Genomic DNA, 25830 nt, shown 5'->3' on the forward strand with positions numbered 1-25830 from the left:
AAGGTCTCACCTACAGCCAACTTACTCTTTCCGCCCAACGTCACCTATACATACAAGCCCGCACTGCGTCCTCTCAGTTTGATCAACGCAAGAACGGTGTTGATTGTGGGGGTCGGCGTGTCGGTCACGCGGCCCAGTTCCTGCACCGAGCCCACAAGTGCGTCGATCTCCATCGGGCGGCCTTGGTCGAGGTCCTGCAACATCGAGGTGCGGTGCGCACCGACCGCGGCACCACCATCAATCCGGCGGTCCACGTCGATGGGGAATTTCACACCCAGCTTTTCTGCGATGGTCTGCGCCTCAAGCATCATGTTGCGCGCCACGGCGCGGGTGCCATCATCGGTGCACAGCACGTCGAGCGTGGCATGGGTGAGCGCGGAGATCGGGTTGAATGACAGGTTGCCCCAAAGCTTCACCCAGATCTCATCGCGCAGCCGAGGGCGCACAGGCGCCTTGAGACCTGCCGCCATCAATGCCTTGGACAGTGCCACCGCTCGGTCGGACTTTGAGCCATCCGGTTCGCCCAATGAGAACCGGTTGCCCTCGATATGCTTGATCGTGCCCGGTTCGGACACCTCGGCCGCCGGGTAGACGACGCAGCCAAGCACACGGTCCGGCCCAAAACCATCCCACTGCGCGTTGCCTGGGTCCACTGTTTCAAGCCGGGTGCCTTCCAGATCGCCGCCGATCTTGTGGAAATACCACCACGGCACGCCGTTTACGCCTGAAACGATAGTGGTATCTGGCCCGATCAACGGCTGCATCTTGTCCACCACTGGCGGCACGGAATGGGCCTTGAGCGTGACAATCACGTAGTCCTGTACGCCCAACTCCGCCGGATTGTCGCTCGCCGTCACTTGCACTGTTTGGGGTGCGCCGTCTTCCTCGATCATCGTGAGACCCTTGTCCTGCATTGCTGCAAGATGCGGGCCGCGTGCCACAAGGCTCACATCCGCCCCCGCCTGGGCCAGTTTCACGCCCATATAGCCGCCGATTGCGCCCGCGCCGAACACACAGATCTTCATCGCACTTACGCCTTTTCCACGAGGCCAAGCTTTTCAGCCAGACCAATACGTTGCATCTTGCCCGTCGCGCCCTTGGGGATCTCATCCATGATGATGACCTTGCGCGGCACTTTGAAGTCAGCCATGCGCTCGGCCGCGAAGGCGCGGATGTCCTTCTCGGTCGCTGCGGAACTCTCCTTGAGCACCACGGCCGCCGCGACCTCCTCGCCCAGTTTGGGATGCGGCAGGGCAAAGGTGACCACCTGCGCCACATCCGGATGATCAAGCAGCACACCGTCAACCTCCAGCGGGCTGATCTTTTCGCCGCCGCGGTTGATGATTTCCTTCAGGCGTCCGGTGAGGTGCAGATAGCCGTCGTCGTCGAACGCACCCTGATCGCCGGTGCGGAACCAGCGCGCGCCGTCGGCCTCGAAAAAGTTCTTTGCATTGGCGTCCGGGTTGCTCTCGTACCCCGGCGTCACGTTGGGGCCGGAGATCACGACCTCTCCGGTGCCATGGATCAATTGGTTTTCGGTCTCGTCGGCGATGCGGACCTTCGGGCCCGCTTCAACACCCACGGCACCGGGCTTTTGCGCGCGCGGCGGCAGGGGGTTGGAGGCCATCTGGTGCGCGGCCTCGGTCATGCCGTAGCCTTCAATCACCGGAGCGTCGAAGGTGTCCTGCAACTGCACCATGACCTGTGCAGGCAACGACGCGGACGACGAGCGCAGGAATCGCAACGGATGTTTGGCAATGGTGTCCGCATTGCGGTCCGCGCGGCTCAGGATCGCCTGATGCATCGTGGGCACGGCAGTGTACCAGGTGGGTGCAGCCTCATCCATCATCGTGAAAAAGTTGAGCGCGTTGAAGCCGGGCGTGCAAAAGATCGAGCCCCCCGCTGCGAGCGAGGCACACACTGCAGCCAAAAGCCCGTGGATGTGGAACAGTGGCATGACGTTCATGCAACGGTCTTCCGAGGTTAGGGCGAGGCTGTCCCGGATATGCTGGGCCGAGGCGGCCACGTTGGATTGCAACAGCGGGACGATCTTGGGGCGCGACGTGGTGCCGGACGTGTGCAGGATCAGAGCGATGTTATCCGCGTTTGGCGCGCGCGATGCGTCCCCGCTCATGTCGGAGGACAGGGTGAAGTACCCGGCAGCAGCACCTTCGGGCACCGACAGGCGGATCACGGACATGCCCAACTTGGTGGCGGCCGCAAAGGCCGGGCCGTCATAGTCATCGGCGACCAGCAGCGCCTTGGCTTTCAGATCATCCAGGTAGAACGCGTATTCATCCTCGCGGTAGGCCGGGTTGAGCGGTGCGGTTGTGGCCGCTTGGGCCACGGTGACAAAGGCCGTGGCCATCTCGGGGCCATTGGGCAGGACAATCGCCACACGGTCATTGGCATCGATGCCCATGGCGTTCAGGCTTGCGGCAACCTCGTTCGTCAATCCGCGCAACGCGTCATAGCTGAGCCAATCGCGGCCCGTCGCGCCAATGGCGGGCCGGGCGCCTGCCTGATCCGCAATGAGCGCTTTCAGTGTGGTTTCCATGAAGATCCTCCCTCAGTCATTTGGCGGCTTTGACCAAGCCTTATTCCGATATCAATGCCTTTGCGAGCAGTCTGCCACTGTTGAACGCGTCTTGGGCCGTATTGCCCAGACACCAATCCCCGCAGACCGAAAGCCCCAGCGACACGTCATGCAGATATGCCTGCCCCAATGGTTTGGACGTCTGGGCATAGCGCCAACGGTGCACCATGCTGATTTCAGGCGTAACGGGTGCGCAATCGAGTGCTGTGAAAAACGCCTCCAGCAAATGGGTCTCCACCTCTGCGCGGTCGCGTTCCAGATGTTCGCGGCTCCATTCGGCGCTGGCCTGGATGACCCAGCCGTCGCCGGGCAGATCTCGGCCCGGTTTTGCGGTCTCGCGGGCGATGACGGAAATGGGGCCTTCTTTGTGACTGGCATAGGTGGCATCTGTGTGCAGGGACGTCTCAAACCCAACCATCAGTGTCCAGCAGGGGGCCATTTCAGCGGGTTCGATCTGTGTCTGAAGATAGGGCCACGGCGACAGCAACCTGTGTGCCTGTGGCTGCGGTATCGCGAGGATAAGGTGGTCGAAGTATATGCCCACGGCCTCAGCGGGGCCACGTAGGGTCCAGCCATCCGGACCACGATCAAGCCCGGTCACCTCAGCTTGGGTGTGGATCGTCAGCCCGTTGGCAACGGGTTTTACGAGACCGCTCATCCCCGGCAGACCCGTCCAGCCGCCCGCGTCTTTCCAATGCGCGGCATATCCTTGGGCTTCGCTCTGATTGACGAAGGCCGCAAACGCATCCTCTGTTGGGCGCAGGGCAACCGCCCCGTGATCAAAGCGCCAGCCATCTTTGCGGCGTGATGCCATGCGCCCGCCAAGGCCGCGTCCCTTGTCGAAGATGACAACCGAATGTCCTCTGTCCACCAAAGCCCTTGCGACCGTCAGCCCCGCAAGCCCAGCGCCGATAACGGCAATTTGGTCAGTTTTTTGCACGGCTCAACGCTCCGGTGATCGCTGGTTTGGCAAGATGGACGGGTCGTCTTGCTCGAAGAGGGTCATGTAGTGCCAAATCGTGCCGGATCAGGTGAAAGATGCGTCGAGGCCGTATTCGGCGGTCAGAGCTTCCAGATCCCGGCGCAAGGCGGGCTTGAGGATGAGACCTTGCTCCATGCGTCCTTTGGCCGCCGCAGTCTTGCCGTCTCCGGGCAGGCGCACGGTGTCGTGGCCGGGCAAAGGTTGCGAGGCGCGCATTTCGTCAAACACGCGCTCAGCCCGCTCTCCGAAATCTGTAATGCCAAAGGCCGCCGGATCGAGCGCCATCACGAACTGTCCGGTGTTGGTCGAGGAGGTTGTGTCGTTGGTGAAGTCCACAACATCCGAGCCGAAGGCGGCGTCATTCAAGACCCCGGCCATGAGTCCAATTGCGACGGACAGTCCAAAGCCCTTGGGGCCGCCGATGGGCAGCAGGAAGCCTTCGGATTTGCGCGCCGGGTCGGTCAGGGGTTTGCCATCGCGCCCCACCATCCATCCTTCGGGCATAGGCTGGCCTTGCTGCAGAAGCGTTTTGATCTTGCCCATGGCCGCTACGGTCGTTGCCATGTCGAATACGAAGGGATCCGCGCCATCGCTTGGTGCGGAAAAGGCGATGGGGTTCGTGCCCAGAAGCAGGTCTGACCCGCCATAGGGTGGCACGTGGTTGGCGCTGCCCACCGCCGCGGCCATGCCCAGCAAACCTGCCTCTGCCTGAGGACGCACATAAAGCGCCAGAGGACCCGCATGATTACCACGCCGCACCCCGACCCAACCGATCCCGGCGGCGCGCGCTTTTTCCATGGCAAGGTCGCGCGCTGCAGCCATGGCCAAATGGCCCAGACCGTCGTTTCCGTCGATCACGGCGGTCGCGGCTGTTTCATGTGCCACGGAGACATTTGCCTTCGGGTTGCAGCCTCCACCCGCCAGACGGGCCAGATATTGGCGCAAGCGAAAGACACCGTGGGTCGCGTAGCCGTAGACATCCGCCTCGACCATCAGGGCGGCAACTGATGCAGCGTCGTCATCTGGCACACCTTGCGACCCAAGCGCCTGCGCCACAAAACTGCGCAGCGCCTCGGGTTTGATTGGCGCGTCCTCAGCCATCGTAAGAGCCCACGCGCTCCTTATGCCAGAACACGATCTTGCGCTGCGCGAACTGTACCAGAAGGTAAAGCGCAAGGCCGACAAGGCTGAGATACAGGATCAACGAGAACACCCTTGGTGTGTTCAACTGCGAGGCCGCGACACGGATCAACTCACCAAACCCTTTGCCCCCACCAAGAAACTCCCCGGTAATCGCCCCAGCCATCACCCCGACGGCGCCAATTTTCAGGCCAGTGAAGATCTGCGGCAGGCCAGTGGGCAGTTTCATCTTGATCAGGGTCTGCATACGGCTGGCCCCCATCGTCTTGAACAGCATACGGGCGTTCTCGTCAGCGGCATGCAGCCCGGCGGCGGTGCCAACCACAATCGGAAAAGTCGCGATAAAGGCGGCAAGGGCCACTTTCGATTCAATCCCAAAGCCCAGCCATGCCACAAACAGGGGCGCGAAGGCCACCTTTGGCATCGTGTCAATCGCCACGAGATAAGGCATCACCGCCTTTTCGCCAAAGGCTGTTTCGCCCACCAGTACACCAAGCGTAAAGCCAATTGCGATGGCGAGAGCAAAGCCATAGATCACCTCCAGTATGGTGATCCACAGTGCGGTCAGCATGTAGCCGCCGGTCAAAAGGTTCTGGCCGACAAAAATCATGTCCTTGAGCGTTTCGGCGGGCGTCGGCAGAATGATCGGAGACACGAGGCCGAAGCTGGTCACGAATTGCCAGGTGCCGATGAACACCAGAAAGACAAATGTCATGGCGATCCAGCGGGGCACCGAGTCGATGAACGCGACCTCTTGCACCCAGACGGTGTCTTCGGCGTTGTCCGCAGGTGATGGAGCGTTCGAAACATCGGTCACATGTCTTCTCCCTTGTCCAGTTGTCCGCGAATGTATTCGACGATCTCACCGAATTCCGGCGTCGTCATCATCTCAAGCGTGCGGGGGCGGGGCAGATCAACTTTCACGACCTCGGCGACGCGGCCCGGGCGCGGCTTCATCACCACGATTTCGTCCGACAAGATCACCGCTTCCTGGATCGAGTGGGTCACGAGAAAGGCGGTGGCGTCCTGCTCAGTGCAAATCCGCTGCAATTCCATGTTCATCATGTCGCGGGACAACTCGTCCAGTGCGCTGAACGGCTCATCCAGCAGCAGCACGGCGGGTTCGGTGATCAGCATCCGGCAGATCGAAGCCCGTTGCGCCATGCCGCCTGAAAGCTCGTTGGGGTAGACGTTTTCGAACCCCTTGAGCCCTACAATATCCAGAAGCTCATAAGCCTTTTCCATCGCCGCTTTGGCGGCTGCTTTTCCGTCACGGATTTCGATCGGCAGCACGATGTTCTCAACGGCTGTCTTCCAGGGAAACAGCGTCGCTTGCTGAAACATCATTCCGATGTCGCGGCGTGGCCCGGTCACTGGTTTGCCTTGCAGGACGACGCGGCCCTGTGACGGGGGAATGAGGCCCGCCATGATCTTGAGCAATGTGGATTTCCCACAGCCGCTGGACCCGATCACGGAGGTAAAGCTGCCTTTGCGCAATGTCAGGTTCACCCCTTCGAGCGCCACGACAAGATTGCGCGCATAAGTTTTGCTGACGCGGCTCAGCTCATAAACTGGCGCACCCAAGGGTGCGCCAACTTCGTTTTCTACCAATTCGGTGTTCATTCGCTGGCGGCCGCGTTTCCAATGGCTGCGAACTCGTTTGTCCACGCCGCGCTCAGATCATCGAGCGGGGCAGCAATCTCGCCACCGGTCACAAGCGCGTCCTGCCATTCGGCCCAAACCTCGGCTGGGTACCAACCCAAACCGTTTTCCGGGCTGGTCGAAATGGTCTTGGACCGAACCGCATCAAACAGGGCCGACTGGAACTCCTTGTCCTCGCCTTCCTGCGGGTTGCCGTCGGCCAGATGCTTCAACACTGCCTCGCGGTTGGCGTCATCCAGCGCGAAGGCATGGCCCTTGGCAAAGGCACGGCTCCACGCTTCGACCAGTTCACGGTCATTGGCGATGGTGTCGGCCATTGTTGCGATGCCGTTGCCAAAGAAGCGGCCAAACTCGGCAGGCGTAATGTCCCGCACGGCCATACCGCGCTGATTCAGGATCGCGGTGTCCGCTGTGGAGGCTGAATAGGCATCAATCTCGTTATTGAGAAATGCAGCAGTCGCCGGACCACCGTCGCCCACCGTCAGGAACTCGTAGTCGGTTCCGGCGGTCAATCCCGCGCCCGACATCACGTTGCGGGCAAAGCCCACTTCCGCGCCGTCTGCGGTGCCTGTTCCGATGACTTTGCCGCGCAGGCCTTCGATGTCCTGAATGTCGGAGCCTTCCTGTACCGCGATCCCGAAGTTGCTGCGTGCGGCCACGTTATAGATGTGGACCACCTCAACACCGCGCGACCGGGCGGCAAGGATTGGACCCGGACCGGGGCGGCCAAACTGCGCTTGCCCGGCGGACAGCGCCTGAATGACGGCACCCGAGCCGTTGATGGCTTCGACCGTAACGTTGAGGCCTTCATCCGCAAAGAAACCTTCGCCAATGGCCACGAAGACGGGGAACGAGTTGATCGCCGATGGGCTGGGCTGCACAAACGTGATGTCTCGCATATCTTGCGCCAAAGCGCCGGTGCTCAAAAGGCCAGCCACGGGGATTGCGGCAAGAAGCTTTGTAAAAGTTCTTCTGGTTGTCATTTTGGGTCTCCTCCCTTGGTTGAATGCGTGCCGAGGTCTCTGATTGTTGCGTGCCGCCTTGATCAGGCGACGCGGACAGAGTTGCTCAGCTCCCCGATTTCCGAGACTGTGCAGACGACCGTGTCGCCTGCTGCCAGAAAGCGGGGCGGATCCATCGCGTATCCCACGCCAGATGGCGTGCCGGTTGCGATGATGTCACCGGGTTCCAGCGTCAGACCCTCCGACAGGGAGGCAATGAGCGTTGGGATATCAAAGATCATATCTGCCGTCGTACCGTCCTGGCGTTGCTCGCCATTTACGGTCAGACCAATCGACAGCTTGTGCGGGTCACTGATTTCGTCGGCGGTCACGATCCAAGGGCCAACGGGGCAAGAGCCGTCCAGCCCCTTGCCCTTGAAATACTGCCCTCCATGACGCCGCTGCACATCGCGCGCGGTAACGTCATTCAGAATCGTATAGCCGAAGATGTGATCATAGGCGTCTCGCCTTGTGATGTTGCGCCCCGGTTGGCCGATGATAACCGCAAGTTCCACTTCGTAGTCGATGGATGTCGAAACGTCGGGAAACAGCAAGATATCACCACCGGGGGCAACAATTGATGTGGGTGGCTTGGTGAAAAAGACGGGGTGTTCCGTCACACCAACCTTCTGGTTTTGCGCCCGATCACCTTCAGCGATGTGTTCGGCGTAGTTTCGTCCGACGCAAAAGACGTTCTTGCGTGGTTGAGGAATGGGCGCCATCAACTGAGGATCAGTAACGACCGCACCGGCGTGTTGGCCTGCCTCGGCTTGCGACACCAATTCACGCAGCGCAGGGGCAGCGTCGTCGCCCGCTTCGATGATGGCCTGTAAGCTGCCGGCTTTAAGAGCGTCACTGTTCGATGCCCCCGCTGCCTGCGCGACAACGAGCCAGCTTCCGTTGCCAAGTTCCACCACTGCAGAGGGTTTGCCTCCAACTGAAAGTGTCGCCAATCTCATTTTTTCTCCCTCCGAGCGGCGTCGCGTTCAGCTGCTTGACTGGCTGATTTTTGCGACTCTGCGACCAAATGCTGAAGGCAAAAGGCCGACTTATTGCAGCTCTCCTGCATTGACAAAGAGCGCTCTGCACCATGAAATCAACTGACCAATTCGTTGATTGGGTGGGTCTCAATGCCAAAAACCGAGCTTCTTGTGCAGCGTATCAGGCAGATGATTGCGTCTGACGGCTACACTCATAACGACCGACTGCCGCCGGAACGGGCGATGTGCGCGACGCTTGGCGTCACGCGCAACCAATTGCGGTCGGCGCTGGCGCGGCTGGAAGCGCGGGGGCTGATATGGCGTCACGTGGGGCGTGGCACGTTTGTCGGAGAACGCCCCGTTTTGAACCTCGATGACGTCTTGTATCTCCGCGATCAGGTGACGCCACCGCAGGTCGCGTCCGTTCGGCTGGCCATCGAACCGGAGTTGGCACGTCTCGCAGCAACCAACAGTACGCCCACGGATCGGGAAGAGCTTCGAACCTGCGCGGAGCGTTGCCGAGACGCCCCTGACTGGCGCAGCTATGAGGCGTGGGACAACAAGTTCCACTTCGCGGTCGCCCGCGGTGCAAAGAACCAGCTGTTCCTGTACTACTTCGAGACGCTCAATGTGGTGCGGCGATCCATGGTATGGGCGCAGCCACGCACGACTGCGAAACCGGTGAAAAACTACTCGAGCTTTCTGGAGCACGACTTGATCGTGAAAGCGATCGACGACACTAACGGCGATTTGGCAGCGCATTATATGAAGCAGCATCTGCGTTCTGTTTACGGCCGCATTCTGCCATCGCTCGACGAGACTGCAGTGCAGCGCACCAACTGATGCGCGACACCCCCGCAAGACGGGAGCATCACTGACGGCTTTTGATCTGCCAGAGCGATTAGGTCACGGTGACGGTCAGCGTACCAAGCGCGGGTATCGCCACTTCCATGACGTCGCCTTTGACCACCGGACCAACGCCCGACGGTGTACCGGTCATGATCACATCGCCCGCTGCCAGTTCGAAATATTCGGACAGGTAAGAAATCATCTCGGGCGTTTTCCAGATCAACTGGTTCAGGTCGCCTTCCTGGCGCAGCTCCCCGTTTACTTTCAGCGTAATCGCGCCCTCATCAAGGTGACCAACCTCAGCGACGGTGTGGATCGGACCGATGGGTGCCGAGCGCTCGAACGCTTTGCCAATCTCCCAAGGCCGCCCTGCCTTTTTCATTTCGCCCTGAAGATCCCGGCGGGTCATATCGAGCGACAATGCATAGCCATAGACGTGATCCATCGCGCTCTCGACCGGAATGTTCTTGCCACCGGATTTCAGTGCAACGGTCAATTCAGCTTCGTGATGAACATCAGATGTGTGAGGCGGGTATGGAAACTCCCCCGTGGTATCGAGGTTGTTGGGGTTCTTTTGAAAAAAGAAGGGCGGCTCGCGGTCCGGGTCATGGCCCATCTCGATGGCGTGCGCTGCATAGTTGCGGCCAATGCAGTACACCCGACGCACCGGGAATGCGCCGCCCGATGCGACGGGGATCGACGTTACGGGTGGCGTGGGGATGACGTAATCAGACATTGAGCAGCTCCATATTTCGGGTCCCGCTTGGCATACGGGTTGAAATCTGAGAGATCAATCTGACCAATGGGCGGATTGGTCCGGCCATGCTGGCCAAAATGCAATCAAGGACGGTAGTGCATGATCAGCTGATTTGATCGCTACGCGACGCCAGCGGTGTCTTGCGATTGCAACCATTTCACGACCGAAGCCCGCTTTGCGTCCATGTGGTTCAGCAAAGTGGCCGCAAGGTTGGGACCGTCGCGCGCGACAAGGTATTGCAGGATTTTCTCATGCTCCTGCACGGCGTCGTACCAACGGCTCTCCGAGATGTTGGCCAGATAACGGGCGCGTTGCATACGCAGCGACAGCGCCTGAGACGATGTGGTCAGTGTTCCGTTGCGCGCCGCCATCAGGATGGCCCGGTGGATTTTCTGGTTGATGCTGAAATAGGCGTCCAAGTCCCGGCGTTCATAGCTTTCGATCATCTGGGCGTGCAGCGCACGCACCTCTTCGATTTCAGCGTCAGTGATGTGCTTGCAGGCCAATTCACCGGACAATGCCTCGAGCGCGCCCAGCACGGGAAACACTTCCTCGACTTCCTCTTGGGTGACTTGCGTCACCCACGCGCCGCGGTTCGGCTCCAACCTGACCAACCCGTCAGAAGCGAGTACCTTGAGCGCCTCGCGTAACGGAGTGCGAGACACGCCGAACTGGTCGCACAATTGCTTTTCCGGCACCTTGGTGCCCGGTTTCAATTCGGAATTGATGATCAGGGTTTGCAGGCGATCCACCAGCTCATGATGCAGGGATTTGCGCATGATTGTCTGTGATGTGTGCAGTGTCATCGCGTCACCTCATTGCGTCAACGCACGTTCCAGCAGACGTGCGATATGTATGGGTTTTCGGTCTGTCAGATCGGCCACTTGATGACGACAAGATGTGCCATCCGCAACAATTAATGTGTTTTGGTCGGCGTCGCGCACGGCGGGCAATAGATCAAGCTCCGCCATTTTCCGCGACACCTCGTGGGTTTCGACGCCATAGCCAAAGGCGCCCGCCATGCCGCAACAGCTTGTCTCGATCACCTCGACCTCTGTGTCGGGAAGGCGCGCGAGGGTCTTTTCGATGGAGGACATCACCCCCATCGCCTTTTGGTGGCAATGGCCATGCAACAGCACCTTGGGTGCCGGCGAGGATAGCGGCAGGTCGAAATCCGGATTGTCGTCCTGATCCGCGATGAATTCCTCGAGCATCCGGGCGTGTTGGGCCAATAGCTCGGTGTCCTTTCCGGGCAACAAGGCCGGGATTTCATCGCGTAACGTGAGCAGGCAACTGGGTTCAAGGCCGATGATCGGGACGCCTTGTTGCGCGAAAGGCAGCAGCGCATCGACCAGCCGTTGCGCCTCTTGCTTTGCTTCCTCAATCAGACCAGCGGACAGAAAAGTGCGCCCACAGCACAGGGGGCGTTCACCCTTGGGGGCTGCCGCCACGTGCACCGGGACGTCCGCGGCGTTCAACACCTTAGCGGCCGCGCGCAGGTTTTCGGGTTCAAAATAGCGGTTGAAGGTGTCGGCAAACAGAACCGCCTTGGGTGGTCCGGAGGCTATGACTTCATCATCCTTGAACGGCTGTCCATGCCATTTTGGCAGATCGCGGGTGGCGGTGAAGCCGGTCAGCTTTTCGGTCAGTTTCGCAAGGCCCGGCATGCCGTTGCGCAGGTTCACCAGAAACGGCACCCGCGCCGCCCAGCGGGCATAGCGCGGCAGATAGGCGACCAGACGGTCATGCAGACTAAGCCCGTTCTTTGCGATACGCGCGGCTTGGACCTCAATCTTCATTCGGGCCATATCGACACCGGTGGGGCATTCGCGTTTGCAACCCTTACAGGACACACACAGTTTCATCGTGTCGGCCATCTGATCAGAGGTCAGCGCGTCAGGTCCCAACTGCCCCGAGATTGCGAGACGAAGCGTGTTGGCGCGACCCCGTGTCAGGTCCTGTTCCTTGCGTGTGACACGGAACGAGGGACACATCACACCGCCCTTCAGCTTACGGCAGGCCCCGTTGTTGTTGCACATCTCGACAGCGCCCTGAAATCCGCCGCCGCTGCCCGTCCATTCCGACCAATCCAGACCGGTCTGAAACTCCGGCACTCTGTAGTCGGGGCCGTAGCGAAACAGAGACCGGTCATCCATTTTGGGCGCATCCACGATCTTTCCGGGATTGAACAGGCCACCGGGATCAAACCGCTGCTTCACCTCAGCGAAATTTGCCACCATCCGCGCGCCAAACATCTTCTCGTGAAATTCTGACCGGACAAGGCCATCGCCATGCTCGCCCGAGTGCGAGCCCTTGTAGCGCGCGACGAGATCAAAGCACTCTTCGGCAATCGCGCGCATTTTCCTGACGTCCTGATCCAGTTTGAGGTTCAGCACCGGACGCACATGCAGGCACCCGACCGAGGCATGGGCGTACCATGTGCCGCGGGTGCCGTGTTTGTCGAAAATCCTGGTCAGACCTGCGGTGTAGTCGGCCAGATCAGGCAGTTCGACGGCGCAATCTTCGACGAAGGAGACAGGTTTACCATCGGCCTTCATCGACATCATGATGTTCAAGCCCGAGCTGCGCAGATCCGCGATCCGCGCCTGCATCCTGGGGTCAGGCACAGCCGTAACACCGCCCCAGTTCTTGCCGGTTTTGTCCCAGGCAAATCCAAGATCGCCCATGACTTCTTCAAGCTCTTTGAGCTTTTGGGGATGCGTACTGCTGTCTTCCTCTGCGAATTCGACCAGCAGCAAGGCATCCGGTTTGCCAGTCACGAATTCCTCGATGGTATCCCGGAACATGGGTATGTCGCGGGCCAGCGCGATCATTGTGGCGTCCACCAGTTCGACCCCTTGCGGGTTCAGTTTGACAAGATGCTGTGCCGCATCCATGGCCTGATGGAAGGTGGGAAAGTGGCAAACACCCAGAACCTTTTCCGTCAGGATCGGCCACAGCTTCAGTTCAATCGCGGTGGAGTAGGCCAGCGTTCCTTCGGACCCCACCAGCAGATGGGCAAGGTTGTTGGCGGTGTCCTTGGGCACCAGCGCGTCGATGTTATAGCCCCCCACCCGGCGCATCACATTGGGGAATCGCGCGTCGATCTCAGCGGCTTCGCGCGCGCCCAGTTTCAACAGATCGTCTTGCAGCGCGGCAAGATCAGCGGGGCGGTCATTGCCGATGGGACCAAAGCGGTGCTTGCTGCCATCGGCCAGAAACCCTTCGATCGACAGGACATTGTCGCGCATCATGCCATAGCGCAGCGATTTACCCCCGCAGGAATTGTTGCCCGCCATCCCTCCAATCGTCGCGCGCGAGGCGGTCGAGACATCGACGGGAAACCACAGGCCATGAGGCTCCAAGGCGCGGTTCAAGTCGTCCAGAACAATGCCCGGCCGCACCACACAGCGCATGCCCTCAACATCCAGCTCCAGAATGTCATTGAAATACTGCGTGTTATCGAGAACCAGTGCCGCGTTCACGGTCTGACCACATTGCGATGTTCCACCGCCGCGTGCCAGCAGGGGTGCGCCTTGCGCCCTTGCCACGTCGATGGCGGCGGCAATGTCGTCTTCGGATTTCGGAGATAACACGCCCACCGGCATCATCTGATACAGCGACGCATCCGTCGCATAGCGCCCACGCGAAAAGCTGTCGAACATCACGTCACCCTCGACACGATTTTTCAGGGCATCGGAGAGGTTCTGCATGATCTGTCCTGTATCATTCGGCCGTCTTTTCGTTTGACTTAATTATGAATTCAAAATTACGTTGCGACAACAAAAATCAGAATTCGTGGGTAAGGCTGCTCTGCCAAGCCCACGCAAACACTTGCTTGTGAGACCTGCCGTCATGAGAAAAGCTGGCCGCCATTTTCTGCAAATTCCTGGACCAAGCGCCGTGCCGGACCGGATTCTAAGCGCAATCGGCCAGCAAACCATCGACCACCGCGGCCCGGATTTCGCCAAGGTCGGCCTACGTGCGCTTGACGGCATGAAGTCGATCTTCAGAACCGACGAACATGTGTTCATCTACCCCGCGTCCGGCACAGGCGCTTGGGAGGCGGCGTTGGTCAACACCCTGTCACCCGGCGATCGGGTCCTCATGTTCGAGACGGGCCATTTTGCCGCCATGTGGAAGAAACTGGCCGAAAAGCTGGGGCTAAAGGCCGAATTCATCGAAGGGGATTGGCGCAGCGGTGCCGATCCTGAGCAGATCGAGGCGTATCTTGCCGAAGACAAGGCGCATGAGATCAAGGCGGTCTGTGTTGTCCACAACGAAACCTCGACCGGGTCCGTGTCCCCCATCGCCGAAGTGCGAAAGGCGATTGACCGGGCCGGGCATCCTGCCCTGTTCATGGTCGACACAATCTCTGGTCTGGCGTCACTGGACTATCGGCATGATGAGTGGGGTGTTGATGTCACCGTCTCAGGCTCACAAAAAGGTCTGATGCTGCCGCCGGGGCTGTCGTTCAATGCGGCAAGCGCCAAGGCGATGGCCGCCAACAAAACAGCCAAGCTGCAGCGGTCGTACTGGGATTGGGCCGACATGGTCGGGCCAAACAAGACAGGCTATTTCCCGTACACCCCCGGCACCAACCTGCTCTATGGGCTGAACGAAGCCATTGATATGTTGCACGAGGAAGGGCTCGACAATGTCTTTGCCCGCCACGCGCGCCACGGCGCCGCGGCCCGGGCAGCGGTGCGCAAATGGGGACTTGAGGTGCTCTGCGCCACGCAAGGCCAGGAAAGCGGCGTGCTTACAGCCGTAAAGCTACCCGATGGTCACAGCGCGGATGCGTTCCGCGCCACAACGCTCAAGCACTACGACATCTCCTTAGGCAACGGGCTGTCCAAGGTCGCCGACAAGGTGTTCCGCATCGGCCACCTTGGGGACTTCAATGACCTCATGCTGATCGCAACACTTGCAGGGGTCGAAATGGGGCTGAGCCAGGCCAGCGTACCGCACACGAAAGGCGGTGTGCAGGAGGCGATGAACCACCTCAGTTAACAAAACCGCCCGCACAGAAAGGGCCAATACCAATAAGAAAAAGCGAAAATCGAAAATCTCTGGGAGGAGAAGATCATGAAAGTAATCTCAAGAATACTTGCAGTCACCACAGCGATTGGCATGGCGACGGGTGCCTTTGCGGCGGACGTCACCATGAAATTCGGCCATGTCGGTGCGCCCGGCTCACTGTTCGAGGCGACGGTCGATAACTTTGCCGCCTGCGTGAACGGCGCGATGGGCGACAAGGTCGAGGTGCAGACCTTTGGGTCATCGCAGCTGGGCAAGGACAAGGAATTGCTGCAAAAGCTCAAGCTGGGTCAGGTCGATTTCTCCCTGCCCTCTTCGGTCATGTCATCGGTGGATGATGCGTTTGGCATTTTTGAGATGCCCTACATCATCGCGGATCGCGACCATATGCGCCGCGTGCAGGGCGAGATGATGGATGTCTTTCAGGACGCGGCCAATGCAAACGGCTATCACATCGTCGGTCTGGCCGAAAATGGCTTTCGCAACATCACCAACAACACCCGCCCCATCAACGTGCCGGCCGACCTTGAAGGGATCAAGCTGCGCACACCGAACGGGGTGTGGCGTTTGAAGATGTTCCAGGAATACGGGGCCAACCCGACACCGATGGCGTTTTCGGACGTGTTCACCGCCCTGCAAACCGGTGTGATCGACGGGCAGGAAAACCCTTATGCTCAGATCGCGTCAGCCAAGTTTCAGGAAGTGCAGAAGTATCTGTCGGTCACAGGCCATGTCTACACACCTGCCTACATTCTGATGTCGAAAAAGAAGTACGACAATCTGGATGCCGAAGTGCAGGCCGGTCTGACGGATTGCGCGAACCAGACACAGGATTTCACCTATGAAAAGGCGGCTGAGTTGGAAGCCAGCCTGTTGAAGGTAATCGAAGATGCGGGCGTTGCTGTGAACACCGCGGACAAGGCGGCGTTCATCGAAGCCTCTGCACCGATCTACAAGCAGTTTGCCGATGAGGTCGATGGCGGTCAGGGCATGATCGACAAAGTTCTGGCTCTTGGCAATTCGGGCTGAGAAACGGCTTTGCTTTGCTGCACGTGTTGTTTGTAAATCCAATACACTCCTTCGCCCCGGTTGCCGGGCGGAGGAGGTCGATAAATACCCAACAGGTTTGCCGGCATGGAAAATGAAGCCTACCCGACCTTGTCTCGGATAAATCGGGCTCTCAGCAAGGTTCTGGAATGGGTCACGATCAGCCTTATGATCCTGCTCACGCTTGTGGTCACGGCGGCGGTTCTGGCGCGTTTGATGGGGCAGAGTTTTTCATGGTACGATGAGGTGGCCGCCATCATGCTGGCATGGATCACCTACTACGGGTCGGCGCTGGCCGCCCTGCACCGACGCCACATCGGCTTTGATACGGTGCTTTTGAAGCTCCCGCAAAAACTGCGCATCGCGGCGGTGCTGTTCGGCGAGGCAATTGTACTGACCTTCTTTTTCCTGATGGCACGCGCCGGGCTGCAAGTCCTTGAAGTGCTGGCTGGCGACACGTTGATCTCGCTCACCTGGGTGCCGATCCAGTTCACCCAGTCCATCATTCCGATTGGGGCCATCCTCTTCATGCTGTGCCAGCTGCTCAGCTTGCCGGGCTACCTCAAGATCACGGCTGCGGGCGTCTCGCTCGAACATGCCGAGATTGAGGAAGAGGTCGAAACCGAGCTTGAAAAGAACAAGGATCGCGTCTGATGCTGATGGCCGGTATTTTCATCGCGATGCTGATCATGATCTGCATCAATATCCCCATCGCCGTGGCCCTTGCTATGTGCGGCGTGCTGGGCCTGCTGGCGACCGAAGGGGTGGACAGCCTCGTGACCATCGCGCTGGATATGTATGATGGCTCCACCAAGTTTTCGCTGATCGCGATCCCGATGTTCGTGCTGGCCGGTGCCATCATGAACGCAGGCGGGATTACGGACCGGCTGATCAACTTCGTCGGCGCCATCATCGGCTTCATCCGTGGCGGTCTTGCGATGGTCAATATCGGCGTTTCGCTGTTCTTTGCCGAAATCTCCGGTTCGGCTGTGGCGGATGTGGCGGCCATGGGATCAATCCTGATCCCGCAGATGAAAAAGCGCGGCTACAGCAAGGAGTTTTCGGCGGCTGTCACCTCATCCTCCGCCTCGCTTGCGATCATCATTCCCCCGTCGATCCCAATGATCCTCTATGCGGCATCGGCCAACACCTCCGTGGAGCAGTTGTTCGTTGCGGGCGTCGTCCCGGGCCTTTTGGGCGCCGGAGGGTTGATGACGGTCGCCTATCTTTTTGCCAAACGCTACAATTTCCCGACCGAAGACGCGTTTCGTCTTGCCCGTCTGCGCGAGACATTTGTGGACGCGCTGCCGGCCTTCACTCTGCCGGTGATCATTCTGGGCGGTATCTTCGGCGGCTATGTCACCGCAACCGAGGCCGCCGGGCTTGCCGTCTTGGCGTCTCTTGCCGTGTCGGCCTGGTACGGCAATCTTGATTTCAGCCACCTGCGCCGCGCCATGTTGGACGGGGGCATTCAAACAGCCGTCGTGATGCTGCTGGTCGCCGCCTCTGTGTTGATGGGCGGGTTCCTGACCCGCGCACAAATCCCGCAGCAACTGGCCGAAGGCATCTTGTCGATCACGACCCAACAGTGGGTCATCCTGCTGATCCTGAACTTCTTCTTTCTGATTGTCGGGTTTTTCCTGCACTCAGCCGCCGCGATCATTCTGGTGATCCCGATCGTGATCCCGCTGATCACTGCCGCCGGGATCGATCCCGTCCACTTCGGGCTCGTGGTCACGCTGAACCTCGCCATCGGTCAACAGACCCCGCCCGTGGCATCGGTGTTGATCACCGCCTGCTCGGTCGCGCGGGCGAACATCTGGGAAGTGTCCAAGGTCAACATCTGGTTTGTCGGCGTGCTTTTGGCTGTGCTGATGCTGTGTACTTACGTCCCATCCGTGCCGATGTTCCTGGTGGAGTATTTCTACAGATGAGCCGCGAAATAGCAGATGAGGTGCGCAACGGCGTACTCTGGATCACCTTCAACCGGCCGGAGGCGCGCAACGCGCTGACCTTCGCCATGTATGATCGACTTGCCGAGCTTTGCACAACGATGCCCACCGACGGCTCCATCCGCGCAGTGGTGATTTCGGGCGCAGGGGGCAAGGCTTTTGCGGCTGGCACGGATATGACCCAGTTTCGCGCCTTCGAGACGCCGCAGGATGCGCTGGACTACGAACACCGCATCGACGAAGTGCTGGAGGCGGTCGAGCGGTGTCCTCTGCCGACCATCGCAGCACTCAACGGGGCCTGCACCGGTGGCGGCGGGTCCATCGCTGCGGCCTGCGATATTCGGGTGGCGTCGGCCAGCCTCAAGTTCGGATTTCCGATCGCCCGCACCTTGGGCAATTGCCTTGCAGCCGGCAACCTTGCCCGCTTGTCTGAGCTGATCGGCGCGGGTCGTGTGCGCGAGATCATCTTTACCGCCCGCCTGATCGAAGCACAGGAAGCGTTGGACACCGGACTTGTCAGTGAAGTTCTACCAAATGAAACCGCGCTGATGGCTCGCGCATCCGAGCTTGCCGACAAGATCGGTGGCATGGCCCCCCTAACTTTGCGCGCCACCAAGGAAGCACTGCGCCGCAACCGCGCAGCACTTCAGGTGGACGATTCCGATCTGATTGTGTCCTGTTACATGAGCGAAGATTTCCGCACTGGCATGGAAGCGTTCCTCGCCAAGACAAAACCCGCGTGGAAAGGAAAATGAGCGCCAAGACCGGCCCGCTCAGCGGTATGCGCGTGATCGAACTTGCGCACATCATGGCCGGTCCCGTCTGCGGTTTGATGCTGGCGGATATGGGGGCCGATGTCATCAAGGTCGAAAAACCAACTGGTGATGACAGTCGGCGTTTCGTGCCACCGGATATCGGCGGCGAGGCGGCAGCCTACATGATGATGAACCGCAACAAACGCGGGATATCGCTGAACCTGAAAGACCCGTCTGCCGTCGACGTCCTGCGCAAACTGCTGGCTGACGCGGATGTGGTGATCGAGAATTACCGCAAAGGCACGATGGAAAAGCTGGGTCTGCGGTACGAGGATCTTGCGGCGGTAAATCCGCGCATGATCTATTGCGAAATCTCGGGATTTGGCCGCACAGGCCCCTACGCAGACCGCGGCGGGTTTGATCTGATCGCGCAGGGTATGTCCGGTCTGATGTCGATCACGGGCGAAGGGCCGGGCCGACCGCCAGTAAAAGTCGCCGCGCCAATTTCGGACATCAACGCGGGCATTCTGGGTGCTATGGGTGTTTCAGCGGCCTACGCGAACATGCTCAAAACGGGTCAGGGGCAAAAGGTGGACACGTCCCTGTTCGAAGCCGCCATCGTGCAAACCTACTGGCAATCCGCCATCGCTTTTGCGACCGGCGACAAACCCGAACCGCTTGGCTCTGCTCATCCGCTCAATGCACCCTACCAGTCCTTCCGGACCAGTGATGGCTGGATCAACGTGGGTGCCGCGAACCAACGAAACTGGCTGCGCTTTCTCGACGTCATTTCGGCCCCCGAGCTAGACGACGACCCGCGCTTTAATTCGAACGCGGTCCGCCTTCAAAACCTGCCTGCGTTGGTTGACATTCTGAACGGCTACCTTGCGCGGGACACCACCGCAAACTGGCTGGCCCGTATGGACGCTGCCCATCTTCCAGCCGGGCCGGTCAACGATATCCTGCAAATGCACGACGACCCACAAGCCAATGCGCGCGATATGATCGTGGATGTTGATCACCCGACCGCGGGCCGGGTCAAAACCATTGGGCATCCGGTCAAATACAGCCGCACACCGGCCAGCGTGGATCAGGCCGCCCCGGTCCTGGGCCAACACAGTCGCGAGGTGTTGGCCGAGGTCGGGTATGACAGCGCAGAAATCGAAGCGTTGATCCAAGCGAATGCTGTGATTTCGCCGTAACTTGTGGCCGCGCAACGCCTTGAGCGTGGAAACCAGATTCCCGCAGGTTTCAGACACTGAAGCCTTGAAAGGAAGCCGCAATGAACCTGACACTTTAGCAGGCTCAGCACATCATCGATGACTGTCTGAACCGATGCCAGATTCTTGATCCGCAACCTCTCGCCTTTGTGCTGTTGGACGGCGCGGCCTCACGTTTTTTCCGTCGCGCGCGGGGAGCCGGCCAAGGTTGAGCGCCCTGCCCTCACTCTGCTGGCGAGAAGCCTGTTATCAGTTGCTTCAATCCAAAGCTTGCGCCTGCAAAGATGGCAAGGAACGCAACCGGTGCGCTGAATGCCAATGTCGAGAACGCGGAAATGCCCTGACCGACGCTGCAACCAACGGCCAGAATAGCCCCCGGCCCCATCAGTGCGGCACCCGCGATCTGGCGTCGCAACTCTCTTGGATCCTCGCACGCTTCCCAGCGGAAATGCCCTTTGGAATACGATCCCATTGCCGCACCAATCATCACGCCAACGACGGATCCGACGCTGAACGACAATGTGGTGGCAGAGGCCGTCATCACATAGAATAGCGTGTCGCCGATTGGTGCGACGAAGCTGTGGGTCTCAATGGGTTCGGGTTCAAATCCGATGCTTGCGACCCAGTATGTGCCGATCCATCCCGATACGATGACAAGGCCGACAACGCCGCCCCAGAACACGTGCTTCGGTGAGCGTCGCATTTCAGAGCTCGAAAGCCCCGCAACGATTATCATTGCCCCAATGATCAGACCGGTCAAAAGCGGCGAGATGCCGAAATGTACGTCGAACAACTGGCCCAGGCCCTGTGGGCTTGTCGCACCCGTCTCGACCGGAAAGAGCCAGACGCGTGCATGTGCCAGCGGCCCCGACATTACGAAATATGCGGACAGCCCCATCACGATCACAATCACAAAGGATCGCAGATCACCGCCACCCAGCCGCGCCAACGCGCCGTAGCCGCAATTGCCGCTCATCGCCATGCCGTAACCGAACATCAGCCCGCCGATGACCGTACCAAGTGGATTCCAGACCCGATCAAGATAGGCAGATGCACCAGCATCAAACATGTTCAGAAACATGGCAACATGCGTTCCGATGATCGCGACACCGATGGCAATTGCCCACATACGCAAGCGTCTGTCATCAGATCCGTAAAGCACATCCTCAATCGCGCCCAGCGTGCAAAAGCGCCCAATGCGCGCGGCAAGGCCAAGGGCGATGCCGCCCAACAGTCCAATCAAAGCAACGGTGTTGGCTTCACCAAGCAGGTCCAGCATGTCGGCTTCCTCCCGAGGACCGATCACTGGCGAGGCGACCGGTCAGTCTTCCCTGCAAAACAGGTCGTAGACGACTTCCATGATTTGCCGGGGCCGGTCATCTGTCAAGCTGTAGTAGATCGCCTTGCCATCCCGCCGGGGTTTGACCAACCCCTCCAGCCGCAAACGGGACAGCTGCTGCGACACCGCCGCTTGCCGGGCGGACAGCAGGTCCTCAAGTTCGGTGACCGACTTCTCGCCCGACGCCAGATGGCACAGGATCATCAACCGCCCCTCGTGGCTGATCGCCTTGAGGAAGTTCGATGCCTCCTGGGCATTGCGCATCATCTTTTCCATGTCTTCGGCACACATATTCGCGTCGAACACAGGCAAACGGGATGCGGTATCGGTCGTTGGGTCAGGCTGGCTTGTCATATCAAGGGTCATAGCTTTTTACCCGGTCTTGTCCAATGGGATGTCGGCGCGTTCAAACATCATTGTGAGCAGGCCCCAAAAGAAATCCTCGCCCGGATAACCTTCGATCCGGCCAACTTCGGCACCGTCCTCGACCAGAATGAAGGTTGGCGTGAAGTGTACGCGCTGCACAAAGGTGACGTCCGGCGCCTCACCGCGAAGGTCATAACGCTGCAACGGGGCCGTCTTGCCTTCAGCTGTCTTGGGATAGATGTGGGCGATTTCCTCGTTCCACTTGGCGCACCAATAGCATCCATCCTCCTCCGCCATCAGCAGATAAGTGTCCGCCCAAAGGTTGAACGGAAGCCACGTCAGGACCGTGACGGCAAGTATGCGCAGTGGCTTCACAAGATCGCTCCGATTGACGCCATTTCATAATTCATCATAATCTAATTTTTGAATGTCTCAAGACAAAGGGCCGCCAAACCATGTTTGATGTGACATATTTGGGCGCTTTGCTTGCAGGTCTGCTGTCTTTTCTGTCGCCCTGTATCCTGCCGATTGTGCCGTTTTACCTCAGCTATCTTGCCGGCGTCGGCATGAACCAGATCTCTGCACAGGCCGACATGACGCCTCAGGTGCGCATGCGTGCCTTTCTGGCGGCCTGTTGCTTTGCGCTTGGGGTCATCACCGTCTTCATGGGGCTGGGCGCCACGGCCACGGCGTTCGGGCAGATGGTGCGCGACTATTTCGATATCCTGCGGTGGGTGGCCGCGGCCATCATCATTGCAATGGGCCTGCATTTCCTTGGCGTCTTGCGGATCGGGTTTTTATACCGTCAGCTCCGGGCAGATGCCGGGAACACGTCGAACGTGGGTCTGTTGGGCGCTTTTGTCATCGGGCTTGCCTTCGCCTTTGGCTGGACACCCTGCGTGGGGCCGGTGCTGGCCGCCATCCTGTTCACCGCCGCAGGACAGGAAACGGCTGGTCAGGGGGCCACCCTATTGTTCGTCTATGGGCTAGGCATGACCCTGCCCTTCATAGCAGCGGCGCTTTTCATCGGTCCGTTCATGCGGTTCATGGCGCAGTTTCGCCGCCACCTTGGACTTGTCGAAAAGATCATGGGCGCACTTCTGATCCTGTTCGGCGTGCTGATCGCCACAAATTCCATCAACTACATCGCGCAATGGATGCTGGAGCACGTCCCGTGGTTCAGCGCCATTGGCTAAACCGGGAGACTTGCCATGTTTCGCTTATTTGCCCTTTTGACCGCCCTGATTCTCGCCTTTCAGGTGAACGCCGCCGAGCTTGGCGATGACGGCCTGCACAAGGCGCCGTGGATGCGCGATACGTTCAAGGATTTGACCGAAGATCTGGAAGAGGCCAATGCCGAAGGCAAGCGCCTGATGGTCATGGTCGAACAACGCGGCTGCATCTACTGCAAGAAGATGCACGAGGAAGTCTTTGTCGTGCCCGAGGTGGCGCAATATATCGAGGACAACTTCTTTGTCGTGCAGATCAACATGTTTGGTGATGTTGACGTCACCGACTTCGACGGCACCACCCTGCCCGAAAAGGATATGGTCAAACGCTGGGGCGCGCTGTTTACCCCCAGCATCTACTTTTTTCCCGAAGAGGTGGCGGACGATGTGATCGCAACACAGGCCGCTGTGGCAAACATGCCGGGCGCGTTCGGGCGCTGGACCACTTTCAACATGCTGAACTGGGTTGTCGAGAAGGGCTATGACGGGGACGAGCCGTTCCAGAAATACCACGCGCGGAAGTTCGAAGAGCAGAACGGATAGTCACCTTGCTGCAGGTGCGAGAAAAATCTTGCGTCTCATGCTGCAACTGCGAACAGATACAAAAATTCATGTAGTTGAATTTGATATTGCTCAACCGTGAATGTGTACAGTAGTGTACCCCCAAGAACGGACGGGAATCGTCCAAGGGAGGGTGCATGAAACACATAATTGGACTAGGTCTGGCCGCGACATTTGCAGCCACCATCGTTGGCGCGGAGGCTGTGAAGCCCACGCAGGTTGTTTTTGAGGATGGCGCGATTGCCGCTTCCCTCAGCGGGGCGGCTGGTGACGCGGAAAACGGTGCCATCCTGATGAACAAGGGATCGGGCAACTGCATCGCCTGCCATTCGGTGGATGCCCTGTCGGACCTGCCCTTCCACGGCGAGGTTGGCCCGCCCCTTGATGGCGTTGCAGACCGTTGGAGCGAAGCGGAACTGCGCGGGATCGTGGCCGACGCAAAGATGATGTTCGACGGCACGGTGATGCCATCGTTCTACAAAACGACGGGTTTCACCCGTCTTGGTGATGCCTACACCGGCAAGGCCCATGCTGACGGTGAGGTCCAACCCCTTTTGACAGCTCAGGACATCGAGGACGTTGTCGCGTTCCTTGTGACCCTGAAAGAAGAATGAACCGAGACAACTGGAGCGTTCCATGGAACTGACACGGCGAAAACTGCTTGTAATTGGCTCTGGCGCGGTCGCGCTGTCGAGCCTGACCGGCCTACCGGCCTTTGCCAGCCTGACCGACGACGCAATTGCGGAACTGACGGGCGGCGCAGAGGTGGGCGAAGGTGCGGTGACGATCACGGCCCCCGAGATTGCCGAGAATGGCAACACCGTTCCCATCGAGGTGTCGGCCCCCGGCGCGGTGGCGATCACGCTTTACGCGGACGGCAACCCGGTGCCCAATGTGGCCACCATCAGATTCGGCCCGCTCAGCGCATCGCGCAGCGCATCCACGCGCATCCGTCTGGCCACCACGCAGGACGTCATTGCCATCGCACAGATGGAAGACGGCTCGTTCCAGAAGGCATCGGCCAACGTGAAAGTGACCATCGGCGGCTGCGGCGGCTGATCTTACAATCTGCCCACCCGCACACGGCGGATGTCGGGCACCAGATATTGGAGAGAGAGAACATGGCATCCGGAGTGAAACCCCGCGTAAAAGTCCCCAAAACGGCGGCTGCTGGCGACACGATCACGATCAAGACCCTGATCAGCCACAAGATGGAAAGTGGCCAGCGCAAGGACGATGACGGCAACGTCATCCCCCGCTCGATCATCAACCGCTTCACAGCCGATTTCAACGGCCAGAACGTGATCGATGTCACGCTGGAACCCGCGATTTCGACCAACCCGTATTTCCAGTTCGAAGCCATCGTGCCGGAATCCGGCGAGTTCCAGTTCACCTGGTACGACGATGACGGTGACGTCTACGAAACAGCCAAGAAGATCGACGTCTCTTAAGAAGACGGGGTCTCGCCAGGGAGGGACACTAATGAACTTGAAACCATGGATAGCAGCCGCCGTCATAGGGATGGCCGGGGCCGCGTTCGCGCAAGATGACAGCACGCTGTCGATCGATGGCGAGGATTTCGTCACCGAAACAGCCGCGCCCGCGCATCTGGACAACCTCAGCACGATCTATTCGGGCTGGCGCTTCCGTACGCCTGAAACGCAGGCGCTGCAGATTGATGACTTCGACAACCCGGCCATGATCTTTGTCGACCAAGGCATTGACCTCTTCAACGCGGTCGACGGCACCGAGGGCAAGTCCTGCGCTTCGTGTCACACGGGCGGGCCAGAGGAATTTGCAGGTCTGCACGCCCAGATGCCAAAGGTCGTTGATGGCAAGCTGGTCGTGATGGAAGATCTGATCAACACCCACCGCCAAGAGGTGATGGGCGCAGAGCCATGGAAATGGTCCGGGGCCGACATGCAGGCCATGGTCGCCCTGATCGGGCTGCAATCGCGCGGTATGCCGATGGACGTGGTGATTGACGGTGACGCCGCCCCGTTTTGGGAAAAAGGCAAAGAGATCTACTACACCCGCTACGGTCAGCTCGAACTGTCGTGCTCCAACTGTCACGAAGACAACTACGGCAACATGATCCGCGCCGACCACCTCAGCCAGGGCCAGATCAACGGCTTTCCGACCTATCGTCTGAAACAGGCCAAGCTGATCTCGCGGCACAACCGGTTCCGTGGCTGTATCCGCGACACACGGGCCGAAACATTTGCCGAAGGGTCGGACGAGTTCAAGGCGCTTGAGCTTTATGTGGCAAGCCGCGCAAACGGGCTGGATATCGAAACACCTGCTGTTCGCCAGTAGGCAAACAAAAAAGGGGCGCGCAGGCATGCTGCGCCCCT

Annotated in this window: 27 protein-coding genes; 13 read left to right on the forward strand and 14 right to left on the reverse strand. The window is 59.4% G+C overall.

The genetic code is table 11. From position 1 onward, the window contains the following. Positions 1–44: 44 nt before the first annotated feature. From Q1A32_RS03240 to Q1A32_RS03275, 8 genes are all read right to left on the reverse strand, one after another. Positions 45–1025: a 2-dehydropantoate 2-reductase gene (locus Q1A32_RS03240; protein ID WP_299649469.1), complete on the reverse strand. Its 981-nt coding sequence runs from the start codon at positions 1023–1025 to the stop codon at positions 45–47. A 5-nt stretch (positions 1026–1030) separates the two neighbouring features. After that, a complete protein-coding gene (locus tag Q1A32_RS03245; protein WP_299649472.1) occupies positions 1031–2557 on the reverse strand; it encodes an acyl--CoA ligase in 1527 nt (508 codons plus the stop codon). 40 nt (positions 2558–2597) lie between these two features. Next, positions 2598–3536, reverse strand: coding sequence for an NAD(P)/FAD-dependent oxidoreductase (locus Q1A32_RS03250; RefSeq protein ID WP_299649475.1), 939 nt, complete (start codon positions 3534–3536; stop codon positions 2598–2600). Between the two features lie 87 nt (positions 3537–3623). Further along, a complete protein-coding gene (locus tag Q1A32_RS03255) occupies positions 3624–4679 on the reverse strand; it encodes an Ldh family oxidoreductase (protein WP_299649478.1) in 1056 nt (351 codons plus the stop codon). Further along, positions 4672–5535 (reverse strand): ABC transporter permease, encoded by an 864-nt coding sequence (locus tag Q1A32_RS03260; RefSeq protein ID WP_299649481.1) that lies wholly within the window; start codon positions 5533–5535, stop codon positions 4672–4674. Before Q1A32_RS03260 ends, Q1A32_RS03255 begins: the two co-directional genes overlap by 8 nt. Continuing rightward, positions 5532–6341, reverse strand: a complete 810-nt coding sequence (locus Q1A32_RS03265) for an ABC transporter ATP-binding protein (RefSeq protein ID WP_299649484.1) — start codon at positions 6339–6341, stop codon at positions 5532–5534. Before Q1A32_RS03265 ends, Q1A32_RS03260 begins: the two co-directional genes overlap by 4 nt. After that, the gene (locus Q1A32_RS03270) at positions 6338–7363 is read right to left on the reverse strand and encodes an ABC transporter substrate-binding protein (protein WP_299649487.1); all 1026 of its coding nucleotides are present in this window, start codon (positions 7361–7363) and stop codon (positions 6338–6340) included. Before Q1A32_RS03270 ends, Q1A32_RS03265 begins: the two co-directional genes overlap by 4 nt. Positions 7364–7425: 62 nt before the next feature. Beyond that, a complete protein-coding gene (locus Q1A32_RS03275; protein WP_299649490.1) occupies positions 7426–8340 on the reverse strand; it encodes a fumarylacetoacetate hydrolase family protein in 915 nt (304 codons plus the stop codon). A 171-nt stretch (positions 8341–8511) separates the two neighbouring features. Here Q1A32_RS03275 and Q1A32_RS03280 point away from each other — a divergent pair, with 171 nt between their 5' ends. Then, complete coding sequence (locus Q1A32_RS03280) at positions 8512–9204, forward strand: FadR/GntR family transcriptional regulator (protein WP_299649493.1); 693 nt, start codon at positions 8512–8514, stop codon at positions 9202–9204. A 58-nt stretch (positions 9205–9262) separates the two neighbouring features. On the opposite strand, the gene Q1A32_RS03285 is transcribed toward Q1A32_RS03280, so the two are convergent. From Q1A32_RS03285 to Q1A32_RS03295, 3 genes are all read right to left on the reverse strand, one after another. Next, positions 9263–9946, reverse strand: coding sequence for a fumarylacetoacetate hydrolase family protein (locus tag Q1A32_RS03285; RefSeq protein WP_299615004.1), 684 nt, complete (start codon positions 9944–9946; stop codon positions 9263–9265). Between the two features lie 140 nt (positions 9947–10086). Next, positions 10087–10773 (reverse strand): GntR family transcriptional regulator, encoded by a 687-nt coding sequence (locus Q1A32_RS03290; RefSeq protein WP_299649496.1) that lies wholly within the window; start codon positions 10771–10773, stop codon positions 10087–10089. A gap of 9 nt (positions 10774–10782) precedes the next feature. After that, complete coding sequence (locus Q1A32_RS03295; protein ID WP_299649499.1) at positions 10783–13680, reverse strand: FAD-binding and (Fe-S)-binding domain-containing protein; 2898 nt, start codon at positions 13678–13680, stop codon at positions 10783–10785. Between the two features lie 142 nt (positions 13681–13822). On the opposite strand from Q1A32_RS03295, the gene Q1A32_RS03300 reads away from it, so the two are divergent. From Q1A32_RS03300 to Q1A32_RS03325, 6 genes are all read left to right on the forward strand, one after another. Next, complete coding sequence (locus Q1A32_RS03300) at positions 13823–14980, forward strand: alanine--glyoxylate aminotransferase family protein (RefSeq protein WP_299649502.1); 1158 nt, start codon at positions 13823–13825, stop codon at positions 14978–14980. Between the two features lie 75 nt (positions 14981–15055). Next, positions 15056–16036 carry a TRAP transporter substrate-binding protein gene (locus tag Q1A32_RS03305; protein ID WP_299649504.1) on the forward strand — a complete coding sequence of 327 codons (981 nt, stop codon included), beginning with the start codon at positions 15056–15058 and terminating at the stop codon, positions 16034–16036. Between the two features lie 105 nt (positions 16037–16141). Continuing rightward, positions 16142–16708: a TRAP transporter small permease gene (locus Q1A32_RS03310; protein WP_299649507.1), complete on the forward strand. Its 567-nt coding sequence runs from the start codon at positions 16142–16144 to the stop codon at positions 16706–16708. Next, positions 16708–17988: a TRAP transporter large permease gene (locus tag Q1A32_RS03315; protein ID WP_299614992.1), complete on the forward strand. Its 1281-nt coding sequence runs from the start codon at positions 16708–16710 to the stop codon at positions 17986–17988. Before Q1A32_RS03310 ends, Q1A32_RS03315 begins: the two co-directional genes overlap by 1 nt. Then, the gene (locus Q1A32_RS03320) at positions 17985–18761 is read left to right on the forward strand and encodes an enoyl-CoA hydratase/isomerase family protein (protein ID WP_299649510.1); all 777 of its coding nucleotides are present in this window, start codon (positions 17985–17987) and stop codon (positions 18759–18761) included. Before Q1A32_RS03315 ends, Q1A32_RS03320 begins: the two co-directional genes overlap by 4 nt. Continuing rightward, complete coding sequence (locus Q1A32_RS03325) at positions 18758–19963, forward strand: CaiB/BaiF CoA-transferase family protein (RefSeq protein WP_299649514.1); 1206 nt, start codon at positions 18758–18760, stop codon at positions 19961–19963. The genes Q1A32_RS03320 and Q1A32_RS03325 overlap by 4 nt, the downstream gene beginning before the upstream one ends. A gap of 241 nt (positions 19964–20204) precedes the next feature. Here Q1A32_RS03325 and Q1A32_RS03330 read toward each other — a convergent pair whose 3' ends face one another. Genes Q1A32_RS03330 through Q1A32_RS03340 form a run of 3 tightly spaced genes read right to left on the reverse strand, consistent with a single transcriptional unit; the run spans position 20205 to position 21983 of the window. Next, complete coding sequence (locus Q1A32_RS03330; RefSeq protein ID WP_299649517.1) at positions 20205–21260, reverse strand: YeeE/YedE family protein; 1056 nt, start codon at positions 21258–21260, stop codon at positions 20205–20207. Positions 21261–21302: 42 nt separating this feature from the next. Beyond that, positions 21303–21686, reverse strand: a complete 384-nt coding sequence (locus Q1A32_RS03335; protein WP_299649520.1) for a helix-turn-helix transcriptional regulator — start codon at positions 21684–21686, stop codon at positions 21303–21305. A gap of 6 nt (positions 21687–21692) precedes the next feature. Then, the gene (locus tag Q1A32_RS03340) at positions 21693–21983 is read right to left on the reverse strand and encodes a hypothetical protein (RefSeq protein ID WP_299615495.1); all 291 of its coding nucleotides are present in this window, start codon (positions 21981–21983) and stop codon (positions 21693–21695) included. 158 nt (positions 21984–22141) lie between these two features. Here Q1A32_RS03340 and Q1A32_RS03345 point away from each other — a divergent pair, with 158 nt between their 5' ends. From Q1A32_RS03345 to soxA, 6 genes are all read left to right on the forward strand, one after another. Next, entirely contained in the window at positions 22142–22882 is a 741-nt protein-coding gene (locus Q1A32_RS03345) for a cytochrome c biogenesis CcdA family protein (RefSeq protein WP_299649523.1), read from the forward strand. Positions 22883–22897: 15 nt separating this feature from the next. Next, positions 22898–23458 carry a thioredoxin family protein gene (locus Q1A32_RS03350; protein ID WP_299649526.1) on the forward strand — a complete coding sequence of 187 codons (561 nt, stop codon included), beginning with the start codon at positions 22898–22900 and terminating at the stop codon, positions 23456–23458. A gap of 155 nt (positions 23459–23613) precedes the next feature. Then, on the forward strand, positions 23614–24090 hold the full coding sequence (soxX, locus tag Q1A32_RS03355; RefSeq protein WP_299614979.1) for a sulfur oxidation c-type cytochrome SoxX: 477 nt from the start codon (positions 23614–23616) through the stop codon (positions 24088–24090). A gap of 22 nt (positions 24091–24112) precedes the next feature. Beyond that, the gene (soxY, locus tag Q1A32_RS03360) at positions 24113–24535 is read left to right on the forward strand and encodes a thiosulfate oxidation carrier protein SoxY (RefSeq protein WP_299649529.1); all 423 of its coding nucleotides are present in this window, start codon (positions 24113–24115) and stop codon (positions 24533–24535) included. Positions 24536–24597: 62 nt separating this feature from the next. Beyond that, positions 24598–24927: a thiosulfate oxidation carrier complex protein SoxZ gene (gene soxZ / locus Q1A32_RS03365; protein ID WP_299614974.1), complete on the forward strand. Its 330-nt coding sequence runs from the start codon at positions 24598–24600 to the stop codon at positions 24925–24927. A 31-nt stretch (positions 24928–24958) separates the two neighbouring features. Next, the gene (soxA, locus tag Q1A32_RS03370; protein ID WP_299649532.1) at positions 24959–25792 is read left to right on the forward strand and encodes a sulfur oxidation c-type cytochrome SoxA; all 834 of its coding nucleotides are present in this window, start codon (positions 24959–24961) and stop codon (positions 25790–25792) included. Positions 25793–25830 lie beyond the last annotated feature (38 nt).

It is taken from the genome of uncultured Tateyamaria sp. (assembly GCF_947503415.1).
In the GTDB taxonomy this organism is placed as follows: Bacteria; Pseudomonadota; Alphaproteobacteria; order Rhodobacterales; family Rhodobacteraceae; genus Tateyamaria.

Excerpts from the sequence above, each read along its gene's own strand:
- Q1A32_RS03240 (WP_299649469.1), bottom strand. The coding sequence starts at position 1,025 with ATGAAGATCTGTGTGTTCGGCGCGGGCGCAATCGGCGGCTATATGGGC.
- Q1A32_RS03245 (WP_299649472.1), bottom strand. The coding sequence starts at position 2,557 with ATGGAAACCACACTGAAAGCGCTCATTGCGGATCAGGCAGGCGCCCGG.
- Q1A32_RS03255 (WP_299649478.1), bottom strand. The coding sequence starts at position 4,679 with ATGGCTGAGGACGCGCCAATCAAACCCGAGGCGCTGCGCAGTTTTGTG.
- Q1A32_RS03265 (WP_299649484.1), bottom strand. The coding sequence starts at position 6,341 with ATGAACACCGAATTGGTAGAAAACGAAGTTGGCGCACCCTTGGGTGCG.
- Q1A32_RS03270 (WP_299649487.1), bottom strand. The coding sequence starts at position 7,363 with ATGACAACCAGAAGAACTTTTACAAAGCTTCTTGCCGCAATCCCCGTG.
- Q1A32_RS03275 (WP_299649490.1), bottom strand. The coding sequence starts at position 8,340 with ATGAGATTGGCGACACTTTCAGTTGGAGGCAAACCCTCTGCAGTGGTG.
- Q1A32_RS03280 (WP_299649493.1), top strand. The coding sequence starts at position 8,512 with ATGCCAAAAACCGAGCTTCTTGTGCAGCGTATCAGGCAGATGATTGCG.
- Q1A32_RS03285 (WP_299615004.1), bottom strand. The coding sequence starts at position 9,946 with ATGTCTGATTACGTCATCCCCACGCCACCCGTAACGTCGATCCCCGTC.
- Q1A32_RS03290 (WP_299649496.1), bottom strand. The coding sequence starts at position 10,773 with ATGACACTGCACACATCACAGACAATCATGCGCAAATCCCTGCATCAT.
- Q1A32_RS03295 (WP_299649499.1), bottom strand. The coding sequence starts at position 13,680 with ATGCAGAACCTCTCCGATGCCCTGAAAAATCGTGTCGAGGGTGACGTG.
- Q1A32_RS03300 (WP_299649502.1), top strand. The coding sequence starts at position 13,823 with ATGAGAAAAGCTGGCCGCCATTTTCTGCAAATTCCTGGACCAAGCGCC.
- Q1A32_RS03305 (WP_299649504.1), top strand. The coding sequence starts at position 15,056 with ATGAAAGTAATCTCAAGAATACTTGCAGTCACCACAGCGATTGGCATG.
- Q1A32_RS03310 (WP_299649507.1), top strand. The coding sequence starts at position 16,142 with ATGGAAAATGAAGCCTACCCGACCTTGTCTCGGATAAATCGGGCTCTC.
- Q1A32_RS03315 (WP_299614992.1), top strand. The coding sequence starts at position 16,708 with ATGCTGATGGCCGGTATTTTCATCGCGATGCTGATCATGATCTGCATC.
- Q1A32_RS03320 (WP_299649510.1), top strand. The coding sequence starts at position 17,985 with ATGAGCCGCGAAATAGCAGATGAGGTGCGCAACGGCGTACTCTGGATC.
- Q1A32_RS03325 (WP_299649514.1), top strand. The coding sequence starts at position 18,758 with ATGAGCGCCAAGACCGGCCCGCTCAGCGGTATGCGCGTGATCGAACTT.
- Q1A32_RS03330 (WP_299649517.1), bottom strand. The coding sequence starts at position 21,260 with ATGCTGGACCTGCTTGGTGAAGCCAACACCGTTGCTTTGATTGGACTG.
- Q1A32_RS03335 (WP_299649520.1), bottom strand. The coding sequence starts at position 21,686 with ATGACCCTTGATATGACAAGCCAGCCTGACCCAACGACCGATACCGCA.
- Q1A32_RS03340 (WP_299615495.1), bottom strand. The coding sequence starts at position 21,983 with ATGGCGGAGGAGGATGGATGCTATTGGTGCGCCAAGTGGAACGAGGAA.
- Q1A32_RS03345 (WP_299649523.1), top strand. The coding sequence starts at position 22,142 with ATGTTTGATGTGACATATTTGGGCGCTTTGCTTGCAGGTCTGCTGTCT.
- Q1A32_RS03350 (WP_299649526.1), top strand. The coding sequence starts at position 22,898 with ATGTTTCGCTTATTTGCCCTTTTGACCGCCCTGATTCTCGCCTTTCAG.
- soxX (WP_299614979.1), top strand. The coding sequence starts at position 23,614 with ATGAAACACATAATTGGACTAGGTCTGGCCGCGACATTTGCAGCCACC.
- soxY (WP_299649529.1), top strand. The coding sequence starts at position 24,113 with ATGGAACTGACACGGCGAAAACTGCTTGTAATTGGCTCTGGCGCGGTC.
- soxZ (WP_299614974.1), top strand. The coding sequence starts at position 24,598 with ATGGCATCCGGAGTGAAACCCCGCGTAAAAGTCCCCAAAACGGCGGCT.
- soxA (WP_299649532.1), top strand. The coding sequence starts at position 24,959 with ATGAACTTGAAACCATGGATAGCAGCCGCCGTCATAGGGATGGCCGGG.